This window comes from Microvirga sp. HS2, assembly GCF_055792805.1.
The window spans coordinates 111,873-133,353 of sequence record NZ_JBVVAJ010000011.1 but is presented as its reverse complement, the minus strand read 5'-3'; the positions used below and the strand labels follow the sequence as shown (position 1 = coordinate 133,353).

The 21,481-nt window shown below is 61.9% G+C and carries 18 protein-coding genes; 10 read left to right on the top strand and 8 right to left on the bottom strand.

The genetic code is table 11. The annotated features are described in order from the left end of the window. Positions 1 to 81: 81 nt before the first annotated feature. From ACS5Q0_RS12415 to ACS5Q0_RS12405, 3 genes are all read right to left on the bottom strand, one after another. Positions 82 to 801 carry a CBS domain-containing protein gene (locus tag ACS5Q0_RS12415; RefSeq protein ID WP_473126944.1) on the bottom strand — a complete coding sequence of 240 codons (720 nt, stop codon included), beginning with the start codon at positions 799 to 801 and terminating at the stop codon, positions 82 to 84. Between the two features lie 81 nt (positions 802 to 882). Further along, positions 883 to 1,713 carry an ABC transporter permease gene (locus ACS5Q0_RS12410; RefSeq protein ID WP_473126943.1) on the bottom strand — a complete coding sequence of 277 codons (831 nt, stop codon included), beginning with the start codon at positions 1,711 to 1,713 and terminating at the stop codon, positions 883 to 885. Continuing rightward, entirely contained in the window at positions 1,670 to 2,500 is an 831-nt protein-coding gene (locus ACS5Q0_RS12405) for an ABC transporter ATP-binding protein (RefSeq protein ID WP_473126942.1), read from the bottom strand. The genes ACS5Q0_RS12410 and ACS5Q0_RS12405 overlap by 44 nt, the downstream gene beginning before the upstream one ends. A gap of 164 nt (positions 2,501 to 2,664) precedes the next feature. On the opposite strand from ACS5Q0_RS12405, the gene ACS5Q0_RS12400 reads away from it, so the two are divergent. Next, a complete protein-coding gene (locus ACS5Q0_RS12400; protein ID WP_473126941.1) occupies positions 2,665 to 3,678 on the top strand; it encodes an ABC transporter transmembrane domain-containing protein in 1,014 nt (337 codons plus the stop codon). 203 nt (positions 3,679 to 3,881) lie between these two features. Here the strand turns inward: ACS5Q0_RS12400 and ACS5Q0_RS12395 are convergent, their stop codons facing one another. Further along, entirely contained in the window at positions 3,882 to 5,504 is a 1,623-nt protein-coding gene (locus ACS5Q0_RS12395; RefSeq protein ID WP_473126940.1) for an ABC-F family ATP-binding cassette domain-containing protein, read from the bottom strand. 299 nt (positions 5,505 to 5,803) lie between these two features. On the opposite strand from ACS5Q0_RS12395, the gene ACS5Q0_RS12390 reads away from it, so the two are divergent. Further along, the gene (locus ACS5Q0_RS12390) at positions 5,804 to 7,435 is read left to right on the top strand and encodes an alpha-D-glucose phosphate-specific phosphoglucomutase (RefSeq protein WP_473126939.1); all 1,632 of its coding nucleotides are present in this window, start codon (positions 5,804 to 5,806) and stop codon (positions 7,433 to 7,435) included. A 25-nt stretch (positions 7,436 to 7,460) separates the two neighbouring features. Here ACS5Q0_RS12390 and ACS5Q0_RS12385 read toward each other — a convergent pair whose 3' ends face one another. After that, positions 7,461 to 7,874 carry a VOC family protein gene (locus ACS5Q0_RS12385; RefSeq protein ID WP_473126938.1) on the bottom strand — a complete coding sequence of 138 codons (414 nt, stop codon included), beginning with the start codon at positions 7,872 to 7,874 and terminating at the stop codon, positions 7,461 to 7,463. 341 nt (positions 7,875 to 8,215) lie between these two features. Between ACS5Q0_RS12385 and ACS5Q0_RS12380 the strand changes: the two genes are divergently transcribed. Continuing rightward, positions 8,216 to 8,596, top strand: coding sequence for a hypothetical protein (locus ACS5Q0_RS12380; protein ID WP_473126937.1), 381 nt, complete (start codon positions 8,216 to 8,218; stop codon positions 8,594 to 8,596). On the opposite strand, the gene ACS5Q0_RS12375 is transcribed toward ACS5Q0_RS12380, so the two are convergent. Beyond that, positions 8,536 to 9,654, bottom strand: coding sequence for a LacI family DNA-binding transcriptional regulator (locus tag ACS5Q0_RS12375; RefSeq protein WP_473126936.1), 1,119 nt, complete (start codon positions 9,652 to 9,654; stop codon positions 8,536 to 8,538). The two genes, ACS5Q0_RS12380 and ACS5Q0_RS12375, sit on opposite strands and share 61 nt — an antisense overlap. Positions 9,655 to 9,913: 259 nt before the next feature. Here ACS5Q0_RS12375 and ACS5Q0_RS12370 point away from each other — a divergent pair, with 259 nt between their 5' ends. The 7 genes from ACS5Q0_RS12370 to ACS5Q0_RS12340 all read left to right on the top strand — a co-directional run bounded on the left by ACS5Q0_RS12370 (position 9,914) and on the right by ACS5Q0_RS12340 (position 17,034). Beyond that, positions 9,914 to 11,434: a sugar ABC transporter ATP-binding protein gene (locus ACS5Q0_RS12370; protein ID WP_473126935.1), complete on the top strand. Its 1,521-nt coding sequence runs from the start codon at positions 9,914 to 9,916 to the stop codon at positions 11,432 to 11,434. Next, positions 11,431 to 12,429, top strand: coding sequence for an ABC transporter permease (locus ACS5Q0_RS12365; RefSeq protein ID WP_473126934.1), 999 nt, complete (start codon positions 11,431 to 11,433; stop codon positions 12,427 to 12,429). Before ACS5Q0_RS12370 ends, ACS5Q0_RS12365 begins: the two co-directional genes overlap by 4 nt. A 68-nt stretch (positions 12,430 to 12,497) precedes the next feature. Then, positions 12,498 to 13,448 carry a substrate-binding domain-containing protein gene (locus ACS5Q0_RS12360; protein WP_473126933.1) on the top strand — a complete coding sequence of 317 codons (951 nt, stop codon included), beginning with the start codon at positions 12,498 to 12,500 and terminating at the stop codon, positions 13,446 to 13,448. Between the two features lie 119 nt (positions 13,449 to 13,567). After that, positions 13,568 to 14,629 carry a sugar phosphate isomerase/epimerase family protein gene (locus tag ACS5Q0_RS12355; RefSeq protein ID WP_473126932.1) on the top strand — a complete coding sequence of 354 codons (1,062 nt, stop codon included), beginning with the start codon at positions 13,568 to 13,570 and terminating at the stop codon, positions 14,627 to 14,629. 11 nt (positions 14,630 to 14,640) lie between these two features. Then, positions 14,641 to 15,816, top strand: a complete 1,176-nt coding sequence (locus tag ACS5Q0_RS12350; RefSeq protein ID WP_473126931.1) for a Gfo/Idh/MocA family protein — start codon at positions 14,641 to 14,643, stop codon at positions 15,814 to 15,816. A 160-nt stretch (positions 15,817 to 15,976) separates the two neighbouring features. After that, a complete protein-coding gene (locus ACS5Q0_RS12345) occupies positions 15,977 to 16,381 on the top strand; it encodes a Fur family transcriptional regulator (RefSeq protein ID WP_473126930.1) in 405 nt (134 codons plus the stop codon). Between the two features lie 200 nt (positions 16,382 to 16,581). Next, a complete protein-coding gene (locus ACS5Q0_RS12340; protein ID WP_473126929.1) occupies positions 16,582 to 17,034 on the top strand; it encodes a Fur family transcriptional regulator in 453 nt (150 codons plus the stop codon). A gap of 103 nt (positions 17,035 to 17,137) precedes the next feature. Here ACS5Q0_RS12340 and ACS5Q0_RS12335 read toward each other — a convergent pair whose 3' ends face one another. Together ACS5Q0_RS12335 and ACS5Q0_RS12330 are read right to left on the bottom strand one after the other, a co-directional pair. Beyond that, on the bottom strand, positions 17,138 to 20,224 hold the full coding sequence (locus ACS5Q0_RS12335) for an efflux RND transporter permease subunit (RefSeq protein ID WP_473126928.1): 3,087 nt from the start codon (positions 20,222 to 20,224) through the stop codon (positions 17,138 to 17,140). Between the two features lie 10 nt (positions 20,225 to 20,234). Next, positions 20,235 to 21,368, bottom strand: coding sequence for an efflux RND transporter periplasmic adaptor subunit (locus ACS5Q0_RS12330; protein WP_473126927.1), 1,134 nt, complete (start codon positions 21,366 to 21,368; stop codon positions 20,235 to 20,237). Positions 21,369 to 21,481: the final 113 nt, after the last annotated feature.

The window sequence follows — 21,481 nt, the reverse complement described above, 5'->3', positions numbered from 1 at the left end:
CGTTCGACGCGAAGCCCCCTGCCATCAAGATGCGGGTGTTTCCTCAAGAGCACCGCGCATGCGCCGCGTGGCCCGGCGAGATTAGCTTTGATCGTCTCCAGGAGGGAGAACCACCATTCCCGAAATCGGCTCGACCCAGACCAGCTGATCGGAGACCGACGTCACGCCGGCCACATTCTCGGCAGCGACCCGGGCAGCCATCCGCTCCCGCTCGTCGAAGATCGGGCCCGCGAGCTCGACCACGCCGTCGCGCACGCTGACCCTGATGAACGGCCCGCCCCAGTTCTGCCGCGCGAGTTCCGCCACGACGGCCTTGCGGATCTGCTCGTCGTTCACCGCTTCCCGCGTACTCGCCGAAGGAAGGGCCTGCGCCAGGGCGCGCAGAATATCGGACCGCGTCACGATTCCGATCAGCTTGTCTCCCTCGACCACGGGAAGGCGCTTGATGCGACGGCGGCTCATCGTCTCGATGACCTCGTCGAGGGAAGCATCGCGACGGATGGTCACGACGTCTGCGGACATCACCTCCGCCACCTTGCGGCCATGAGCATGAACATACTCATCGGCGGTGCGGCCGGGACTAACGAAGAACTCTAGCCACCAGGGCCTCTTCCGCTCGGTTCCCAGCTCGCTTCGACGCAGCAGGTCGCCCTCGCTGACGACCCCGACCAGCCGGCTGTCCCGATCAACGACAGGAAGACCGCTGATCCGGTGCGCGAGCATCAGCTTTGCCGCCTCGCCGATGGAGGTCGAGGGTTCAACGTTGATGACCGGCGTGGTCATGATGTTTTCGACTCTCATGAGACATCTCCTGGGATTGTGACTGTCAGGCCTAATCGAGGATACTCCAAGCCGTCATCGAGAGAGCGGCTCTTGCCGCGGTCACGCGGTCAGGCGAGGATACATGCGAGCGGCGATGACGACGAGCAACGCCGTCACCGTCGTGAGCACGGCAAGGTCGAATCCCAATCCGTACTGGGTCGCTCCGTCGGCCAGCATGAGGGCGCGCAGGCCATCGACCTCGTAGGTCAGCGGATTGGCGGATGAAATGGCCTTGAGCCATCCCGGCATGAGTTCGATCGGATAAATCGCATTGCTGGCGAAGAAGATCGGCATGGTCAGCACCTGGCCGATGCCCATGAACCGCTCGCGGGTTCTCACGATGCAGGCGATGATCAGCGAGAAGGTTGAGAACAGGGCTGATCCGATCGCGATGAAGAGCGCCACCCCGACGATATGGGTCGGCGCGAACGACACGCTGATCCCGATCAGGATCGCGAGCGCATAGACGATGACGGCCTGCGATATCCCTCGTATGGTCGATGATGCCGCTTTGCCGAGAACGAGTGCGGTCCGGGGCGCTGGGCTGACCATGTAGCGGTGCAGCACGCCGAGGTCGCGTTCCCAGATCGCCGCAATGCCGTAGAAGATGGCCGCGAACAGAACGCTTTGAGCCAGAATGCCGGGTGCCAGAAAATCGAGGTATCGCGCCCCGGTCGTGATGCCCCGCACCTGCGCCATGACCTGGCCGAACAGAAGCAGCCAGATGGCGGGCTGGAGCGCCCGTGTCAGAAGCTCGCTCGGGTCATGCATGAGCTTGCGGAGCTCTGCGTCGGCCACGGCATGAACCTGGGTCAGGTAGCCGGCGACCCGGGTTGGCAGCGAGGCCTCATGAGTGGGCGCGAGCGCTGGCGCGGGTCTGCCTGATGTCACGGTAGGATCCTCCAGCGGTCATTTCAGTGCCGGTGACTTTCGCGAACACGTCATCCAAAGTCGCCTCCGGGCCGATCTGCGCTTTCAGGTCCTGAGGCGAGCCTACCTCTTCGAGCCTGCCCGCGTGAAGCACGCCGATGCGGTCACATAATCCATCGGCCTCTTCCATCAGATGCGTCGTGATCAGAATCGTGGTGCCGAGCTGTTCCCGTAATTCCCGGACGTGGTTCCACACGGCCCGGCGTGCGACAGGATCGAGCCCGACCGTCGGTTCGTCCATGAACAGAACATCGGGTTCATGAAGCATGCTCTGAGCAATTTCGAGCCGCCGGATCATGCCGCCCGAAAAGCCTGCGACGACGCGATGGGCGGCGTCTTTCAAGTCCATCAATTCGAGAGCCGAGGCGATGCGCGCCTGCCGCTGCTTTCGGTCGATGAGGTAGAGGCGAGCAGAGAGAAGGAGATTTTCATAGGCGGTCAGCGCTCCGTCCGCTGATAGAAGCTGGGGGACGTAGCCGATATGAGCGCGCACCTTTGCAGGCTGACGCGTCACATCGAAGCCTGCCACCAATGCCGACCCGGAACTCGGCGGCAGGAGTGTCGTCAGCATCTTGACGAGCGTGGATTTTCCGGCGCCGTTCGGCCCGATAAGACCGAAGATCTCCCCCGGCCGCACTCGGAACGATACGCCGTCGACAGCGATCAGTTCCCCAAAACGTCTCGTCAAATCGCGTGTTTCGATGATGCCGGGCTCATCCGACCCGCCTGGAGGCTCCGAGACTGCCATCTTCCCTCCCGCGACATACGAGAGTACCTTGATCCTGAGCGGTCCCGTACACATTGACGTAGGTCAAGCAAGCTCCCCCGCGGCGGATCGGCCGTTCGTACCGCCGAGCTTGGAGCGGGTCAGGACTGGTTTCGCGCAACGTCAGCTACCGACGAGCCAATGCCGTGGCTATTGACCCATCCAAATCCACGCCGCGCGAAAACCCCTGGCAGGGTACCCCGGAGTCGTCGACATCGGCTCAACAGAGAGAGACACCCGCCCGTCTGTTCGGCTTCATCATTCGCACTAGCGGCTGGCACCAACTCGGGCTCGCATGCTTGTCCGGCTTGGCCTTCGCCATGACGGTCGCGCCGCTCGAACTGCAGCGGCGCATCATCAACGACGCGCTCCGAAGCAGCAGCGTCAGCGATATCGCAACGCTCGCAGGAATCTATGTGGCGATCGCTTTCGCAGGAGGTTTGACGAAGCTCATCCTGAACGTATACCGAAGCTGGGTGAGCGAGACCGCCTTGCGGAGCCTAAGGGCCTCTCTGCTGTCCGATCTCGGATTGGGGCAGTACCTCGAGCCGTCGAGGAGCGGCATCAAGGTCGCCCTTGTGATCGACGAAGCCGAACCGATCGGCGGCTTCGTCGGCAGTTGCATCTCGGAGCCGGTGCTTCAGGGCGGGATCCTGATCAGCGTCTTTGCCTACCTGATTCACCTGCAGCCATTTCTGGCCCTGATCACGCTTATCGTCTTCTCGCCTCAACTCGTCTTCGTGCCGCTGATGCAGCAGGCGATCAACCGCAGGGTCAGCCACCGCATCGGAACGCTTCGTCAGATCAGCATCGGGATCGTAGGCGGCGATGCGCTCAACCTGTCCCCGGAGGACCGGCAGAGCGTCCTGGTCGAGAAAGTCTTCGTCTTGAACATGAGCATCTACAAGCTCAAGTTTTCGATGAACTTCTTCATGAATCTCGTTTATCACCTCGGCATCTGTGCGATCCTGGCCCTTGGCGGCTATTGGATCATCGAAGGCAAGACGGAAGTCGGAACCGTGGTCGCCTTCCTGTCGGGCTTTGCGCAGATCAACGACCCCTGGGGAGATTTGGTGAACTGGTTCAGGGACCTGCAGGTCACCCAGACCAAATACAGGCGAATTACAGGTGCGATCTTCGATCTGCAGAGCCGGCAATAGGCAACGACTCTGGGGGCGCCAGGATTGTTGCACCCTATGGGATCGATGGAGGCACCGGGTTCAGTACGCGGCCGTCTCGCGCCCGAGATCGCGCGTCGCGGGAAGGTCTTTGCGCCGTCTCTCCCAAAGATTGCTCGATTCGATCCCGGTAATCTCTTCCGCACCCTAGGGGCGCCGTGATGACTGCCCTGGGCTCGCTTGTCTCAAAGCCGAAGGCCTGGGGCTTCCTGGCCCGTATGGGCGACGTACTCCGTATAGCCGCCGCCATACTGATGGATGCCATCCGACGTGAGTTCAAGGACGCGGTTGGACAAGGCTGCGAGAAAGTGGCGGTCGTGCGAGACGAAGAGCATGGTACCCTCGTAGCGCGAGAGTGCCTCGATCAGCATTTCCTTGGTTGCCATGTCGAGATGGTTGGTGGGCTCGTCCAGCACCAACAGATTCGGCGGATCATAAAGCATCTTGGCCATCACGAGACGCGCCTTCTCGCCTCCTGAAAGCACGCGACACTTCTTCTCCGCATCGTCACCTGAGAATCCGAAACATCCTGCGAGGGTACGTAGCGAACCTTGCCCAGCCTGCGGGAACGAATCTTCAAGGAATTCGAACACCGTACGGTCGCCATCGAGCACCTCCATGGCGTGCTGGGCGAAGTAACCCATTTTCACGCTGGCACCAATCGTGACGGTGCCCTCATCGGGCTCGGCGGCGCCCGCGACCAGCTTCAGCAGCGTAGACTTTCCGGCACCGTTGATACCCATGACGCACCAGCGTTCCTTACGGCGCACCGCGAAATCCAGGCCTTCGTAGATGGTGCGGCTGCCGTAACGCTTGTGCACGTTCTTGAGGCTGATCACATCGTCTCCCGAGCGTGAGGCGGGGAGGAAATCGAACGCCACGGATTGGCGGCGCTTGGGTGGCTCCACGCGCTCGATCTTCTCAAGCTTCTTGACGCGGCTCTGCACCTGGGCCGCGTGAGAGGCACGGGCCTTGAAGCGCTCGATGAACTTGATTTCCTTGGCGAGCATCGCCTGCTGGCGTTCGAACTGGGCCTGCTGCTGCTTCTCGTTGAGTGCGCGCTGCTGCTCGTAGAACTCATAGTCGCCCGAATAGGTGGTGAGCGAACCGCCGTCGATCTCGATGATCTTGTTGACGATACGGTTCATGAAGGCGCGGTCGTGCGAGGTCATGAGCAGCGCGCCCTCATAGCCTCTGAGAAAATCCTCCAGCCAGATGAGGCTCTCGATATCGAGGTGGTTGCTCGGCTCGTCGAGAAGCATAGCATCAGGACGCATCAGGAGAATGCGAGCCAGCGCCACGCGCATCTTCCAGCCACCGGAGAGGGCCCCAACGTCGCCATCCATCGTCTCCTGGCTGAAACCGAGGCCCGCAAGCACCTCGCGGGCGCGGCCTTCGAGGGAATAGCCGTCCAGCTCCTCGTAGCGAGCCTGCACCTCGCCGTAACGCGCGATGATCTCGTCGAAGTTGCCCGCCTGGTCCGGGTCCGCCATCGCGGCTTCGAGTTCCTTCAGCTCAGCCGCCACTTCGCTGACAGGGCCTGCCCCGTTCATGACTTCGGCGACGGCGCTGCGGCCTGCCATTTCGCCCACATCCTGGCTGAAATAGCCGATTGTCACGCCCCGGTCGACGGAGACCTGCCCCTCATCCGGCTGCTCCTGCTTGGTGATCATCCTGAAAAGCGTCGTCTTGCCAGCACCGTTGGGACCGACCAGACCAACCTTCTCGCCCTTCTGGAGAGATGCCGAGGCCTCGATGAAGAGGATCCGGTGACTGTTTTGTTTGCTGACGTTCTCGACGCGAATCATGGACCTTGGCCTAAAGCAGTTGCGGCGGCCTTATGGCACGGGTCGGGCCCGGGGACGAGAGTCCCGCACCGGGCAAATTGTCAGGGGTCTCAATAAGGAAGCACTCCGCCCTTAACCATGCTTTCGGAAAGAGAGAGCGGGCACGGCGCCCTCACCATAGGATCTTCATCTTACCTTCATCTCGGGAGTGGCATCTCACCTCCACGACCCTAGAATGGCTTCCTGATGAGCCTATTTTGGGCCGTAAGGACTTCAAGACCAAGCCGCCCAGAACCGATTCGAGGAAGTGGCAAGCAGCAATGGCGATCACCCGCGTTCCGACAACCCCGTTTTCCGATCAGCGCCCCGGCACGTCGGGCCTGCGCAAAAAAGTGAAGGTCTTCCAGCAGCCACGTTATGTGGAGAACTTCATCCAGGCGATCTTCGATAATGTGGAAGGCTCGGAAGGTGCGACGCTGGTCATTGGCGGCGATGGTCGCTTCTTCAATGAAGCTGTGGTGCAGACCGCCATCAAGATGGCGGTCGCCAACGGCTTCGCCCGCATCCTCGTCGGGCAGAAGGGATTGCTTTCGACTCCAGCCGCGTCCTGCGTGATCCGCAAGCACAAAGCCATCGGCGGTCTGGTGCTCTCGGCCAGCCACAATCCCGGCGGACCCGACGGCGATTTCGGCATCAAGTTCAACATGTCCCATGGTGGACCGGCACCGGAATCCTTTACCGAAGCCGTGTTCAAGCGGGCGAGCACGATGACCGAGTACAAGATCGTCGAGCAGCCCGACATCGACCTCACCCGCATCGGCGAGACCAAGGTCGGCGACACCGTCGTCCAAGTCATCGACCCGGTGGCGGATTACGTGGAGCTGATGGAGCGGCTCATCGATTTCAATGCTGTCAGCGAGCTGTTTCGCTCCGGCTTCCGCATGCGCTTCGATGCGCTCAACGCCATCACGGGGCCTTACGCGAAGGCGATTCTGGAAGACCGCCTCGGCGCACCAGCCGGCACCGTGGTCAATGGGGAGCCCAAGCCTGATTTCGGCGGCCATCACCCGGATCCGAATCCGGTCCATGCCCATGACCTGATGGAGCTGATGATGGGTCCGGATGCGCCCGACTTCGGCGCGGCCTCCGATGGAGACGGCGACCGCAACATGATCGTGGCGCGCGGGCTCTTCGTCACGCCGAGTGACAGCCTTGCAATTCTCACAAATCACGCTCATCTGGCGCCGGGCTATGCGAAGGGCCTCGCCGGCGTGGCGCGTTCCATGCCGACAAGCCGCGCTGCCGACCGTGTGGCAAAGAAGCTCGGCATCAACTTTTTCGAGACCCCCACCGGCTGGAAATTCTTCGCGAACCTTCTCGATGCGGGGCTGATCACGATCTGCGGCGAGGAAAGCGCTGGCACGGGCTCGAATCACATCCGTGAGAAGGATGGTCTTTGGGCTGTGCTGCTGTGGCTCAACGTCCTGGCCGTCACGAAGAAACCAGCAGACGAGATCGTGCGCGAACATTGGGCCGCTTATGGGCGCGACTACTATACCCGGCACGATTACGAGGAGCTCGAAACCGCACCGGCGAACGAGTTGATGGATGCCCTGCGCGCCAAACTTGCGAGCCTTCCGGGCCAGCGATTCGGAGGCCTGACGGTGCAGGAATGCGACGACTTCGCTTATTCAGACCCGGTCGATCACTCCGTGACGCCGAAACAGGGCATCCGAATCCTGTTCAGGGAAGATGCCCGCGCCGTGTTCCGTCTGTCCGGCACCGGCACCTCGGGCGCGACCTTGCGTGTCTATCTCGAGCGTTTCGAACCGGATCCCGAACGGCACAACCTTCCGACGGCAGAGGTGCTGGCTCCCGTGATCGAGGCGGCGAACGCTATCGCGGAGATCGCGGCTCGGACGGGTCGAAACGAGCCGAGCGTCATCACCTGAGAGCGGCCTCCACGGTTTCGGGCGATCAATAGGTCGCCCAAAGTCCAGGGGTCGCCAGTTCCAGCACATGTCCATCCGGATCGTGGAAGTAGACACTCGTGCCGCCTCGCGACCAGGTGACTTTGCTGACGATCGGGATCTGCCGCTCCCGCAGTCTCTCCTCCCACGTGGTCAGCTCGTCGGGCGAGATGGCGAAGGCCATGTGGATCGGCCCCTGCCCATCGTGTCCGGGAATCGTCCCCCCCGGCGTCGTCATATCCTGTGCCGAGGCCCCGCGCAGAAACAGGAGCAAGACACTGCTTCCTCCCACGTCGAGGGCGCACATGCGCTGGTTTTCGAGCAGGAGCGGCAACCCGAGATCCTCACCATAGAAAGCCTTGGATCGCGCCAGGTCGTCTACGTACAGGGCGGTTTCGAGAACGGAATTCAGCTTCGGCATCGCGCCCTCCCGCATCGTTGTTTCATCGCGCTTGATAGGACCATTTTAGCTGGGACTTGCCATTCCCAACAGTCTCGCTCTCTCGAAGCCAAAAAATTGGGCAGCTATGCTGACCTTTTGATCTTGCGGAATGCTCGGGCACACCCTAACTATCGCAGTGCAGTACGGCGATTGGCGTCGCAGTGCTGCTGCCCTTCTTGGGCGTTTCCTCCCTAAACTTCGGGCCGCTGGTAACAGCGGCCTTTTTTCTTGTTCTGTAAGGGGTTGCGTCTGAGGGCAGCCTTCCCGGAACCTCGCGCATTCCCGATGGTTTCCCATTCGTGGAGCCCGGGAGAGTTTCGATGTCCACCCGTTCAGATAACCCCAATCAAACCGATATTCCGCCCACACACACGATCAAGCCGATGGATGCTCCGCCCAGGGACGTTGGTTCGACCTCGGCGCAGCTGAAGGGGGACATCGACAGCGGACGCACGGGTGACAAGAATGAGGTCTTCGACCCCGGATTGTCTCCCCTCGGCACGGATGATGAGGCTGCCGGTACGCCGCCGAGCCCGGCTCGGGTGGATCTCGCCCGACAGCACGAAGGGTCGACGCGCTGGCAGAACGGCAACGACAGAGATAGCTACGCCCATCGGCACTCGCGCAAGGCGCTTTACGCCTATGTTGGCTTTATCGCCCTGGTTCTCGTGCTTTTCGCAGGAGCTTTCTCCATCTTCTGAGGCGGCGCGACGCTGTCCCGGAGGATGAGTTCCGTCTCAAGGCGGATGCGCGTCGGCGATGGCCGCCCCTGCAGAAGATCGATAAGGACGGCGGCAGCCGTCTGGCCCAGCTCCCGCCGCGGTTGACGGATCGTGGTCAGGGCCGGCTCCGCGACAGCTGCGAACTCGATATCGTCGAATCCTGCGACCGAGATATCGTCCGGCACTTTCAGCCCTGCCGACAACAAGGTACGCATCAGTCCGATCGCCATCTCATCGCTGGTGCAGAACACGGCCGTCGGCTGCGTCGGACGGGCCACCAGCACCTGCCCTGCCGCCCGTCCCGATTCGATGGTGTAGTCTCCCGGCAGCACCAGCGCAGGATCGAAGGGCAAGCCAGCCACCTTGAGGCCATCCTGGTATCCGAGGAAACGCTCCCGCTCGAGAATATTGTTCCGAGGTCCGCTCACGTAAGCGATCCTTTGATGACCGAGGGATGCGAGATGCTGCGTCATGCGGCTGGCGGCACCGCGATTGTCGATCTCGATCTGCGGAATATCGGCGAGAGGAATCGCTTCGCAGAGCGCGACCAGCGGAATGCCGATCTTGGCGGGTGTTCCCTCTCCCTCGCGGTTTTGCCCGAACAGATGTCCGTTGAGGAGAATCGCACCGTCCACGCGGCCAGCCGCCGTGAAGGCCGCGAAGTGAGCCTCCTTCTCGGGCGATCCGTCGAGATCGCTGATGATCATGCCGTAGCCCGCCTCGAACAGCCGTTCCTCGATGCCGCGCAGGATCCTGGAGAAGAACGTGTTCGCCAGATCGGGCAGGACGACGAGCACCATGTAGGTCTTCTGGGAGCGGAGCGAGCGCGCGGCAGGATTAGGCACGTAACCTGTCTTTGCGATCGCATCCAGGACACGGGCGCGCGCCTCCGGCGACACTCGCTCCGGCGAGGCCAGTGCACGGCTGACCGTGGCCGTCGATACATCGGCGAGCCGCGCCACATCCTGAATACGGACGGCTCGGTTGCCGGAGGCTCCGTCCTCGTCCGGTCTGCCTGAACACCCACTCTCGTCCATGGTCCTCCCCTACCTTGGTTCTGTTTGACAGACCCTGCCGTTTCGGTAAAGTTTCAATGTAATCGATTACATGGCAACATCGCCAGAGAATGGCATGTTCCTAGATCGCTCATTCAAGTCCCGCCAGAGGACAGATCGATAAGCCGGAGGAAATGAGTGTCAGCAACCGTCACGTCCTACTGAAAACTCCGTCCCGAACCGCCTGAGCACCGCTGCCGCGATCACGTCAGCGAACGGCATCGCTTATCCGGAGCCATGTATGGATCCCGTTCTTCGTGCAGAGAACATTTCCAAATCCTTCGGCCCCAACGAGGTGCTGAGCGGCATTTCGCTCGATCTGCGTCCAGGGGAGGTCCACGCGGTCATCGGCGAGAACGGCGCCGGCAAATCCACCCTCATGCGCATCCTCTCCGGCCATATCGCCCCCTCGAAAGGCGATCTTCACCTCAATGGGCGGCCGATCTCCTTTTCAGGTCCCGTGGATGCGGAAAGCCACGGCATCGTTCTCGTACACCAGGAAATCCTGCTGGCGGAAGACCTCACGGTGACGCAGAACCTCTTCCTCGGCCGCGAGATCAAACGTTTCGGGTTCGTGGACGACAAAACCATGCGTGAGCGCACGCGCGGAATCCTGGCGGAGCTCGGCACGCGGCTCGACCCGGATTGCGAGGTGCGCCGCCTCTCCATCGCCGACCGGCAGCTGGTGCAGATCGCCCGCGCGCTCCTGGTGCCGCACAAGGTGGTGGCCTTCGATGAGCCGACGGCGGTTCTCACGCCCATCGAGGCCGAGAGCCTCTTCGTCATCATCCGGAAGCTACGCTCCCACGGCGTGGCGGTCCTCTACATCTCCCATCGGCTCAACGAGGTGAAAGCCATTGCGGATCGTGTGACCGTTCTGCGCGACGGCCGCCACATCGCCACCCGCGACATCGAAGGCCTGGAGCCGCTCGAGATGGCCCGCCTGATGGTCGGGCGCGACATGTCGAAGCTCTATCCAGATAAGCCCGCCACGGCCTCGGAACACGTCATCCTGTCGGTGCGCGACATGGCTGTCCCCGGCTACGTCGAGAACGCCTCCTTTACCTTGAAGCGTGGCGAGATTTTGGGGTTCGGTGGATTGATCGGTGCCGGACGCACCGAGCTTTTCGAGGGTCTCGTCGGACTGCGGCCGAGCCAGGGTTCGATCATCCTCCGTGGCGAGAGCATGCGCTTCCGTAACGCGCGCGAGGCCATGGCGGCAGGGATCGTCTATCTCTCTGAGGACCGGAAGGGCAAAGGGCTGCTGCTGCAGCAGAACCTGAGGATCAATCTTTCCCTCGCCGCCCTCGATAAATTCGGTCGCGGCCCGTTCATCGATGTGGGAGCGGAGGAGCGGGCGCTCGACGGGGCGATCAAGGATTTCGACATTCGCACCCGAAGCCGCGACCTCTTAGCGGGGCAACTCTCCGGCGGCAATCAGCAGAAGCTGCTGCTGGCCAAAATGATGCTGATGGAGCCGCGCATCATTGTCATCGACGAGCCGACCCGGGGCGTCGACATCGGCACCAAGGAACAGATCTACCGTTTCATCGCGCAGCTCGCGGAGAACGGCCTTTCCATCGTCGTCATCTCTTCGGAGATGCAGGAGCTGATCGGCCTCTGCCACAGGGTCATGGTGATGCGCAACGGCCGTATCGCGGGCGAAATCGAACAGGCCGATCTGTCAGAGGATTCCATCGTCTATCTCGCCACCGGCGTTCATGAAGAAAGGGCGGCGGAAATCGCCGCAGGCCATGCATGACCGAAACCGTGCTCCGCACCAGCGCCGAAAAGCGCAAGATCAACATCGACATGCGGGCGCTCTCGCCCTTCATCGCGCTCGTCGTTCTTGCCATTGCAGGCGCCCTCATCAATCCCGACTTCCTGACGGCCTCGAACATCCTGAACGTTGTCACCCGCTCGGCGTTCATCGCCATCATCGCAGTCGGTGCCACCTTCGTGATCTCCGCCGGCGGCCTCGATCTCTCGGTCGGCTCCATGGCGGCCCTCACCGCAGGCGTCATGATCCTAACCTTGAACTCGCTCGGGGGGGTGGACATAGGCACGCTGGCGATCGGCATGCTCGCAGCCATTGCGCTCAGCGCCGCGTGCGGATTGGCAAACGGCCTCATCGTCACGTTCGGGCGCATCGAGCCCTTCATCGTCACGCTCGGCACGATGGGCATCTTCCGCTCGCTCGTGGTCTGGCTGGCAGCGGGCGGCACCATTACCCTACGCAATTTCGAGCTGCGCGAACTCTACCGGCCCGTCTATTTCGGCAGCGTCTTCGGCATCCCCGTTCCGATCATCGCGTTTCTGGCGGTCGCCGCAATCGGCGCGCTGATCCTCTACAGGACATCGTTCGGCCGCCACGTGGTGGCCCTCGGCTCCAATGAGGATGTGGCACGCTATTCCGGTGTGCCGATCTGGCGCGTGCGTACGCTCACCTACATCATCCAGGGCATCTGCGTCGGCATCGCAGTCCTGGTCTATGTGCCGCGCCTCGGTTCCGCCACCCCAACCACCGGTCTGCTCTGGGAACTGCAGGCGATCACCGCCGTCGTCATCGGCGGCACGGCGCTGAAAGGAGGCGTAGGACGCGTCTGGGGAACCGTTATCGGTGCGGTGATCCTCGAACTCGTCGCCAACATCATGGTCCTGTCGAACTTCGTCTCCGAGTTTCTCGTGGGCGCAGTTCAAGGTGCCATCATCATTATCGCCATGCTCGTGCAGCGGTCGGTCCACCGCGGGCGATGAGGCCGGGGAGAGCTCCACCGGACAAAAGGACAGAGGGCTTTGAACCAGAACCCTTCAGGGAGGAACAGATGAAGGCAACATTTCTGAAAGTCGCTGTGGCTGCAGGCCTGATGGCCGGCGTTGCGACCGGTGCCATGGCACAGCAGAAGAATGTGACGATCGCCGTCTCAATTCCGGCCGCCACCCATGGCTGGACCGGTGGCGTGGTCTACCATGCTCAGGAAACCGCCAAGCAGCTCGAGAAGGGCTACCCGGGACTGAAGGTGATCGTAAAGACGTCGCCTGACGGCGCATCCCAGGCGAACGCCCTCGACGATCTCACGGCCCAGAAGGTGGATGCACTGGTCGTCCTTCCCTTCAACTCGGACGAGCTGACGGACCCGGTCCGCGAGGTCAAGAAGCGCGGCACCTTCGTCACGGTCGTGGACCGCGGCCTGAAGGACCCGTCGATCCAGGACGTTTACGTGGCCGGCAATAATCCGGAGTTCGGACGGGTCGCCGGCAAGTACTTCGTCGACAACCTGAAGGAAGGCAATGTCGTGGTGTTCCGCGGCATTCCAACCGTGATTGACGAGGAGCGCGTATCCAACTTCGAGAAGGCTCTCCAAGGCTCGGGCGTAAAAGTCATCGACAAGCAATATGCCAACTGGAACCGTGACGACGCATTCAAGGTGATGCAGGACTTCCTCTCCAAACATCCCAAGATCGACGCAGTCTGGGCCTCCGACGACGACATGGCGCTGGGCATCATGGAAGCGATCCGTCAGGCCAAGCGTGAAGACATCAAGTTCGTACTCGGTGGCGCGGGCATGAAGGACATGGTCAAGAAGGTGATGGATGGCGACAAGATGATCCCGGCGGACGTCTCCTATCCGCCTTCGATGATCTCGACCGCCATGGGTGTCACCGCAGCGCATTTCTACACCAATGCTCCCATGCGCGGCACCTACGTGCTCAACGCCCAGCTGATCACGAAGGACAACGCCAAGGAGCATTACTTCCCCAACTCACCGTTCTAACGACCCTGAGTTCTCGCCCCTCATCAGCGAGGGGCGAGGCAATGGCAAGCCGCCTGCTGGTGGCGTGCGGCTTCCCTTTGCCAGCCAGTATTTTTCAGCCGCATCTCGGGAGTTCACCCATGAAGACAATGAAGGGCCCAGGCCTCTTCCTCGCTCAGTTCGCAGGCGACGAGACGCCGTTCAATTCGCTCGATGCCATCTGTCGTTGGGCATCTTCCCTCGGCTACAAAGGCGTTCAGATTCCCACCTGGGATGCACGTCTCTTCGATCTGAGGAAGGCTGCGGAGTCCGAGGCCTATTGCGGCGAGGTCCAGGGCCTCGTTCGCTCGCACGGATTGGAGATCACCGAACTTTCGACGCACCTGCAGGGCCAGCTCGTAGCCGTGCACCCTGCCTTCGACGAAGCCTTCGAGGGTTTCGCGGCTCCGGAGGTACGCGGCAATCCGAAGGCACGGCAGGCCTGGGCCGTCGACCAGATGCTCATGGCCGCCAAAGCATCGAAGCGATTGGGACTGAAGGCGAGCGTCACCTTCTCCGGTGCGCTCGCCTGGCCGTTCGTATATCCCTGGCCGCAGCGCCCGGCTGGTCTCATCGAAACAGCTTTCGAGGAACTGGGGCGCCGCTGGCGTCCTATTCTCGATGCCTACGAGGAAGCCGATTGCGACGTCTGCTACGAGATCCATCCCGGCGAGGATATTCACGACGGCGCGACCTTCGAGCGTTTCGTGGATGCCGTGGGCGGCCATAGGCGCGCCTGCATCAACTACGACCCGAGCCACTTCCTGCTGCAGCAGCTCGATTACGTCGCGTTCATCGATCTTTATCATGAGCGCATCAAGGCGTTCCATGTAAAGGACGCGGAATTCAACCCAACGGGACGCGTCGGTGTCTATGGCGGCTATGAGAGCTGGATCGATCGTGCGGGCCGCTTCCGCTCCCTCGGCGACGGGCAAGTGGATTTCGGTGCGATCTTCTCCAAGCTGGCCCAATACGATTACGATTCCTGGGCGGTGCTGGAGTGGGAATGCGCCCTGAAGCACCCGGAGGATGGCGCCCGGGAAGGTGCGGAGTTCATCGAGGCTCACATTATCCGCGTGACGGAGAAGGCATTCGACGACTTCGCCGCGGGCGGGACGGACGACGCCGCCAATCGCCGTCTCCTCGGCATCGACGCGACTTGAGGGAGGAAGCCATGACCATTGCAGGATCGCGCACCCAGAAGCTCAACCGCCGGCTCCGGCTCGGCATGGTCGGCGGCGGCCGCGGCGCCTTCATCGGCGCCGTCCACCGCATCGCGGCCCGCCTCGACGACCGCTGGCAGCTGGTCGCAGGCGCGCTCTCGTCCGATCCGGAGCGGGCGCGTCTCTCCGGCGAAGACCTGCTCCTGCCACCCGAGCGTGTTTATGACAGCTTTCAGGCTATGGCCCGTCGTGAGGCGGAGCGGAAGGATTGCATCGACGCAGTTGCGATCGTCACGCCGAACCACGCCCATGCAGCTGCGGCAGAAGCGTTTCTAAGGGCGGGCATTCATGTGATCTGCGACAAGCCTCTCACCACGACGCGGCAGGAAGCCGAGCGGCTTGCCGAACTGGCGCGCGAAGCGGACCTGATTTTCGCCGTTACCCATAACTATACTGGGTATCCGATGGTGCGGCAGGCCCGCGCCATGGTGGCGAAGGGCGAGCTTGGCGTCATTCGTGTGGTGCAGGTGGAATACGCGCAGGATTGGCTTGCGACGCGCGTGGAAGACACCGGAAGCAAGCAGGCAGAATGGCGCACCGATCCTACCCGCTCGGGACCTGCGGGCGCGGTCGGCGACATCGGCACCCATGCATTCAATCTGGCGGAGTTCATCACGGGCGATGAGGTCGCCTCGCTGTCGGCCGAATTGCACACCTTCGTGGAAGGCCGCAAGCTGGATGACAATGCGCATATGATGCTGCGCTTCACGTCCGGCGCCAAGGGGATGCTCTGGTGCAGCCAGGTGGCGGCCGGGCTGGAGAACGGTCTGCGTATCCGTGTCTATGGCGAGAAGGCCGGCCTCGAATGGCAACAGGAAAACCCGAACGCCCTGCTGTTCTCTCCCTTGGGCGAGCCGCCCCGGATCATCCGCCGCAACGGATATGGGGCCGACGAGGCCTCGCGCGCAGCCTCTCGCATCCCAGGCGGTCATCCGGAGGGCTATCTTGAGGGCTTTGCTCAGCTCTACACCGACGTGGCCGAGCAGATTGCCGCTCGGATCGAAGGCCGCGACCCCGCCCCCTTCTCTCTCCAGGTTCCGACTGTCGGGCACGGGGTACGCGGCGTACGCTTCATCGAAGCGGCGGTCCGGTCCTCCCGCGAGACGGCGGCCTGGATAGACGTATGACGTGATGCCGAAGACGTGGATCGGCTGTCGGTACACGACGGCAAGGCGTTCCGTAGCCCCTGCGCCTTCGAGGCGCAGGCTTTTGTTCCGCGCCTTGAAATTGGGCCTGCAATCATGACGTATAGGGCGGACCAAGCCTTCTCCGGAAACCTACCCCGTCATGGCAGCGAATCATCACCAAGCCCTCGAGGAGTTGAACGACACCCAGAAGCGCGTTCACCGTATTCTCAGCGCGGCAGAGAATCCCCTTTCGGCCTATGAGGTGCTCGATAAGCTGCGGGCCAAGGGCGCTGTCACGCCTCCGACCGTCTACCGTTCCCTCGACAAGCTCATCGAGAAGGGGCTGGCCCATCGGCTTGAGAGCCTTAACGCCTATATAGCCTGCAAACATCCCCATGATCGCGAGTTGGCGGCCTTTGCCATTTGTGAGAACTGCGGCCTTGTCACGGAATTCAGCGATTCGGGCCTCAACGAGCGCCTGACCCAGTGGAGTGATGATCATTCCTTCTGCTCCAAGAAGGTGATCGTTGAGATTCGTGGCCTCTGCTCGACCTGCTCAAAGTGATCGATAGGCTGAAACCTAAGCATCACTCATCTGATATATTGTTTCTATATAGCTCGTTTTTGGGGAACTCTCTGCTAATTCGCCAAATTCCGCTGGGGAAAATGCAGAATTGCAATACTTGATTGCAACGATAACACATTGTTCGGCCGGCACTTCACCTATATGAATAGGTAGGTTTTGAAATAACAGGAGTGTGGCCCATGAGCACCAGAGCCCTCAGAAAAGAAGAAGAAGAGAACCTCCTCCGCCGTGCGGACGATCTATGCCGTCAGAACAATCTTCGTCTGACGCCCATTCGCGAGCGCGTCTACCGCGAGCTGGTCCAGAGCGGTGGCCCGGTGGGTGCTTATGATCTCGTCGACCGTCTCAGCAGCGACAAAAAACGCCTGGCGCCCGTGACGATCTATCGGGCTCTCGACTTCCTGCGGGATGCCGGCCTCGTTCACCGCCTGGCCACGCAGAACTCCTACGTGGTCTCCCATGGCCAGCCGGACGTGAACGCCATGAAGATCATGTTCGTGGATTCCAAGACCGGCGAAACCATCGAGGTTCATTCCACGGAAGTGGCAGAGGCCGTCCGCAAGGCTGCCGAGCAGGCCGGCTTCAAGTCGGTCTCGCCCTTCATGGAAGTCGAAGGCGAGCTCGCCCGTTAAGGCTGCTTCCAATCGGATTTAAGGAGGGGATGGAGCCCCCAGTCGCCCCTACCCTTTCAGAAAAATTAAAAAGGCCGGACAGCGATGTCCGGCCTTTCTCGTTTCATTCCGCCGCCAGCGCCGCCTGATGACGGGCATGCTCTTCGCCCGTCCGGCCGCTCCTGGCGGTCTCCTTGGAGATGTAGGTGTAGAACATCGGCACCACGAAGAGCGTAAAGATCGTGCCGATCGACATGCCTGACGCGATCACGAGGCCCATGGAAAAGCGAGCCGCCGCACCCGCACCGCTGGCATAAAGCAGCGGAGCGACGCCGAGCACCATGGCCGCCGTGGTCATGAGGATCGGGCGCAGACGGACGCGGGCCGCCTCCTGGATCGCTTCTCGCTTGTTGACTCCGCGCTTCTCCTTCAGCTCGTTGGCGAACTCCACCATCAGAATGCCGTGCTTGGTGATGAGCCCCACGAGGGTGATCAGGCCGACCTGCGTGTAGATGTTGAGCGTCGCCAGCCCCACGTTCAGGAAGATCATGGCGCCGAACATGGAGAGCGGCACCGACATCATGATGATGAACGGATCGCGGAAGCTCTCGAACTGCGCGGCCAACACCAGATAGATCACGATGACGGCGAGACCGAAGGCGAGCAGAATGGAGCTTCCTTCCTGGACTTCGAGGCGCGACTGGCCGGCGTAATCCTCGTAGAAGCCTTGAGGCATCACCTCCCGCGCGATGGAGCGCAGAGTGGCCAGCCCCTCCGACGTGGTCACGCCGGGCAAGGGCAACGCCGAGATGGTGGCCGCATTGAGCTGGTTGAACTGCTCGATCGTCGCAGGTGCGGCATCCGTCTCGATCCGCACCAGAGCCGAGAGCGGGACCATGGAGCCATCCGCCGCCCGTACATAATACTGGCCCAGAAGCTCCGGATTCAGGCGGTCGGACTGACGGACCTGGCTCACGACGTCATAGCTGCGGTTGTCCCGATCAAACTTCGAGATCGGGGCTCCACCGACGAGCGCGCCCAACGTGGTGCCGATCTGACTGACCGGCACACCGAGAGCCGCCGCGCGATCGCGATCCACCGTAATGCGCGCCCGAGGCGTCTCGTACGAAATCGAGTTCTGCACGACGATGAACTTGCCCGATTTCTGAGCACGCTGACGCACCTGTTCCCCGACTTCGTAGGCCTGCGCCGGATCGCCGATGGTCCGCAGCACGTACTGGATCGGGAGACCGCCGCCGGCGCCTGGCAGCGACGGAGGCGCGAAGACGAAGGCTTGCAGGCCGCCATTCTCGTTCAGCAGGTTCTGAATTTCCTGCTTGGTCTGCGCGCCCTTCTTCTCGCGCTCGTTCCACGGTTTCAGCTTGAAACCGACGAAGCCTCCGCCGCCCCCGTCGATGCCGACGATGAGGAAGCTGGCGTCGATCTCAGGGATGTTCTCGGCCGCTCCCGTGAACTGCTTCGAGAACTCCTGCGTATAATCTGCGGTCGCATATTTCGGCGCGTTGACGAGACCGAGATAGGCGCCCTGGTCCTCTTCCGGCGCGAGCTCGGATGAGGTCTTCGAGAAGAGATAGCCCGTCGTCCCGAGCAGAGCGAACACGATGATGAGCGTGACGGGGCGATAGTCGAGCGAGCCCTTCAGGCGACGCCCATACCAGTTCTCGAGGCGCGTGAAGGTGCTGTCGACGAACCTCGCGAACCGGCTCTGTCCGGCATGGGACTTCAGGAGCTTCGACGACATCATGGGTGAGAGCGTGATCGCGATGACGCCCGAGATGATCACCGCACCGGCGAGGGTGAAGGCGAACTCGCGGAAGAGCGAGCCGGTCAGGCCCTGCGTGAAGCCGATGGGCGCATACACGGCCGCTAGCGTGATCGTCATCGACACGATGGGCAGGAAGATCTCCTTCATGCCCACGATGGCGGCATCGACCGGCTTCAGCCCCTCCTCGATGTGGCGGTGGATATTCTCCAGAACCACGATGGCGTCATCGACCACGAGGCCGATGGCGAGCACCATCGCCAACAGGGTCAGAAGGTTGATCGAGTAGCCCAGCGCATAGAGGAAGAAGCAAACGCCGATAAGCGAGAGCGGAATCGTCACGATGGGGATCAGCACCGAGCGGAACGAGCCCAGGAACAGCAGGATCACCACCACCACGATGAGCGCTGCCTCACCGATGGTCTTGAACACCTCCTCGATCGAGGCCGAGATGAAGTCCGAGGCATCGTAGACGATCTGCACGGTCATGCCCTTGGGCAGGGTCGGACGGATCTGCTCGATGGCTTTCGTCACTTCCTCGGCGACCGTCAGCGGGTTGGCTGACGGCGTCGGTGTCACGCCGATGAAGGTGCCTTCCTTGCCGTTGAAGCTCACCTTGACGTCCGTGCTCTTGGGCCCGAGTTCCACATCGGCCACGTCGCGCAGGCGCACGACTTGGTCGCCGTTCGAGCGGATCGGCAGCGCACCGAAGGTTTCCGGCGTCTGCAGAGTGGTCTGCATCTGCAGCGAATAGGCGACGTACTCGTTCTGCGTCTTGCCGGGAGCCGCGAGGAAGTTGTTGGCGCTGATTGCCGACACCACGTCGCCGGCGGTCACGCCACGGGCGGCGAGGCGCACGGGGTCCATCCACACACGCATGGCGAAATCGCGTCCGCCGAGGATTTCGGCATTGCCGACACCGTCGAGAGTGGCAAAGCGCGGCTGCACCACGCGCGTCAGGAATTCCGACACCTGTTCCGGGTTCATCTCCGTCGAGGCGAAGGTGATGTACATGAGGGCGAAGGTCTGGCCCGTGCCCTTCACGATCACCGGATCCTCAGCCTCCTGCGGAAGCTGCGCGCGCACCTGCTGCACCTTCGCGGTGACTTCCGTGAGAGCCGCGTTGGGATCGGTGTTCAGGCGCATGCGCACGGACACCGTGCTCACGCCGAGGCGGCTCTGCGTCGTGACGTAATCGACGCCTTCCGCACTGGACACGGACTTAGCGATGGGCGTGCTGATGAAGCCCTGGATCAGGTCCGCGCTCGCGCCCGTATAGGCCGTCGTAATGGTGATCGTGGTTTCCTCGACCTCAGGATACTGACGCACCTGAAGGTTCATCAGACCCTGCGCACCGAGCAACAGGATCAGGAGGCTCACCACCATCGACAGGACGGGGCGGCGAATGAATAGCTCTGTGAAACTCATGGCGTTTTGCCTATTGCCCGTTCGCGAGCTTGGTCGCGTCGAGCCTCGTCACGTCAATGCTGTTATTGATCTTGACCGTCGCGCCGGCCTGCAGCTTGTTCTGCCCCGAGGCGACGACCTGCTGGCCCGGTGTGATGCCGGAGAGGACTTCGAGAACACCGCCGCGACGGCGGCCGGTTTTCACGAAGACCTGACGTGCGACCTGGACCTGGTTGCCTGCACGCTCTTCCTGCTCGATCGTATAGACGTAGTCACCGTAGAGGCTGGTGATAACCGCCGTCTGTGGCACGGTGATGACGTTCGGCTCCTCGGGCAGGACCACCTCCACATGAAGGAACTGGCCGGGCAGAACCGCCCTTGCCTTGTTGTCCTCGATGAGAGCCTGCACGGAAACGAGGCGTGTCTTCGGATCGACCCGCGGATCCTTGCCTGTGACATGGCCCTTGAACGGGAGATCGGCCTCATTCACGCCGATGCGCACTTCCTGGCCAAGCTTGATGTTGTTGGCCATCTGCTCGGGAACGGTGAAGTCAACCTTCATCGAATCGAGATCCTGGAAGCTCGCAATCACCGAACCGGGCTGAAGATACTGCCCGACATCGACCCGCGGAATGCCGATCACACCCGAGAAGGGCGCCTTCAGAGCCTTCTGCTCGAGAGTCGCCTGGAGGCGTGCAAGGCGGGAGCGTGCGGCTGCGAGCAGGGCACTCGCCTGATCGAGGTTGGCCTCCGTACCATAGCCGCGCGCGGACAGGGTCTTGGCGCGCTCGAAGGCGCTCTCCGCGGTCTTCACCGCTGCCTGGACGTCCTGAATGTCCGCGCGCTCGACGGTATCGTCGAGCTGAACGAGAACGTCGCCTTCACGGATGCTCTGGTTCGCTTTGAACTTGATCTCCTTGACGATGCCCGGCGTCTCAAAGGCGAGTTCGACACCATTCGCCGCCCGAGCCGTGCCGATGGCGCTGATGCTCGGCGTCCAGGTCTTGGCCTCGACCTTGGCAGCGGTCACGGCCTGCGGCGGCTGCTGCATGTTGGCGAAGAACTGGGTGATCATCTTGTCCCGGAAGATGTTGAACCCCACCAGGCCGGCACAGAGCAAGATCGCAAAAATGAAGACGAGACTAACGATGATGCGCCGTTTCATAGGCTTCTTCCAGGAGTTACAGGCCCGCCGAGCGGGTTTAAAGATGAAGATGGGGGTGCGGCATTAGCTCAACTTGCCCTTGACGCCAATGCTGCGGCAGCATTTATATACCG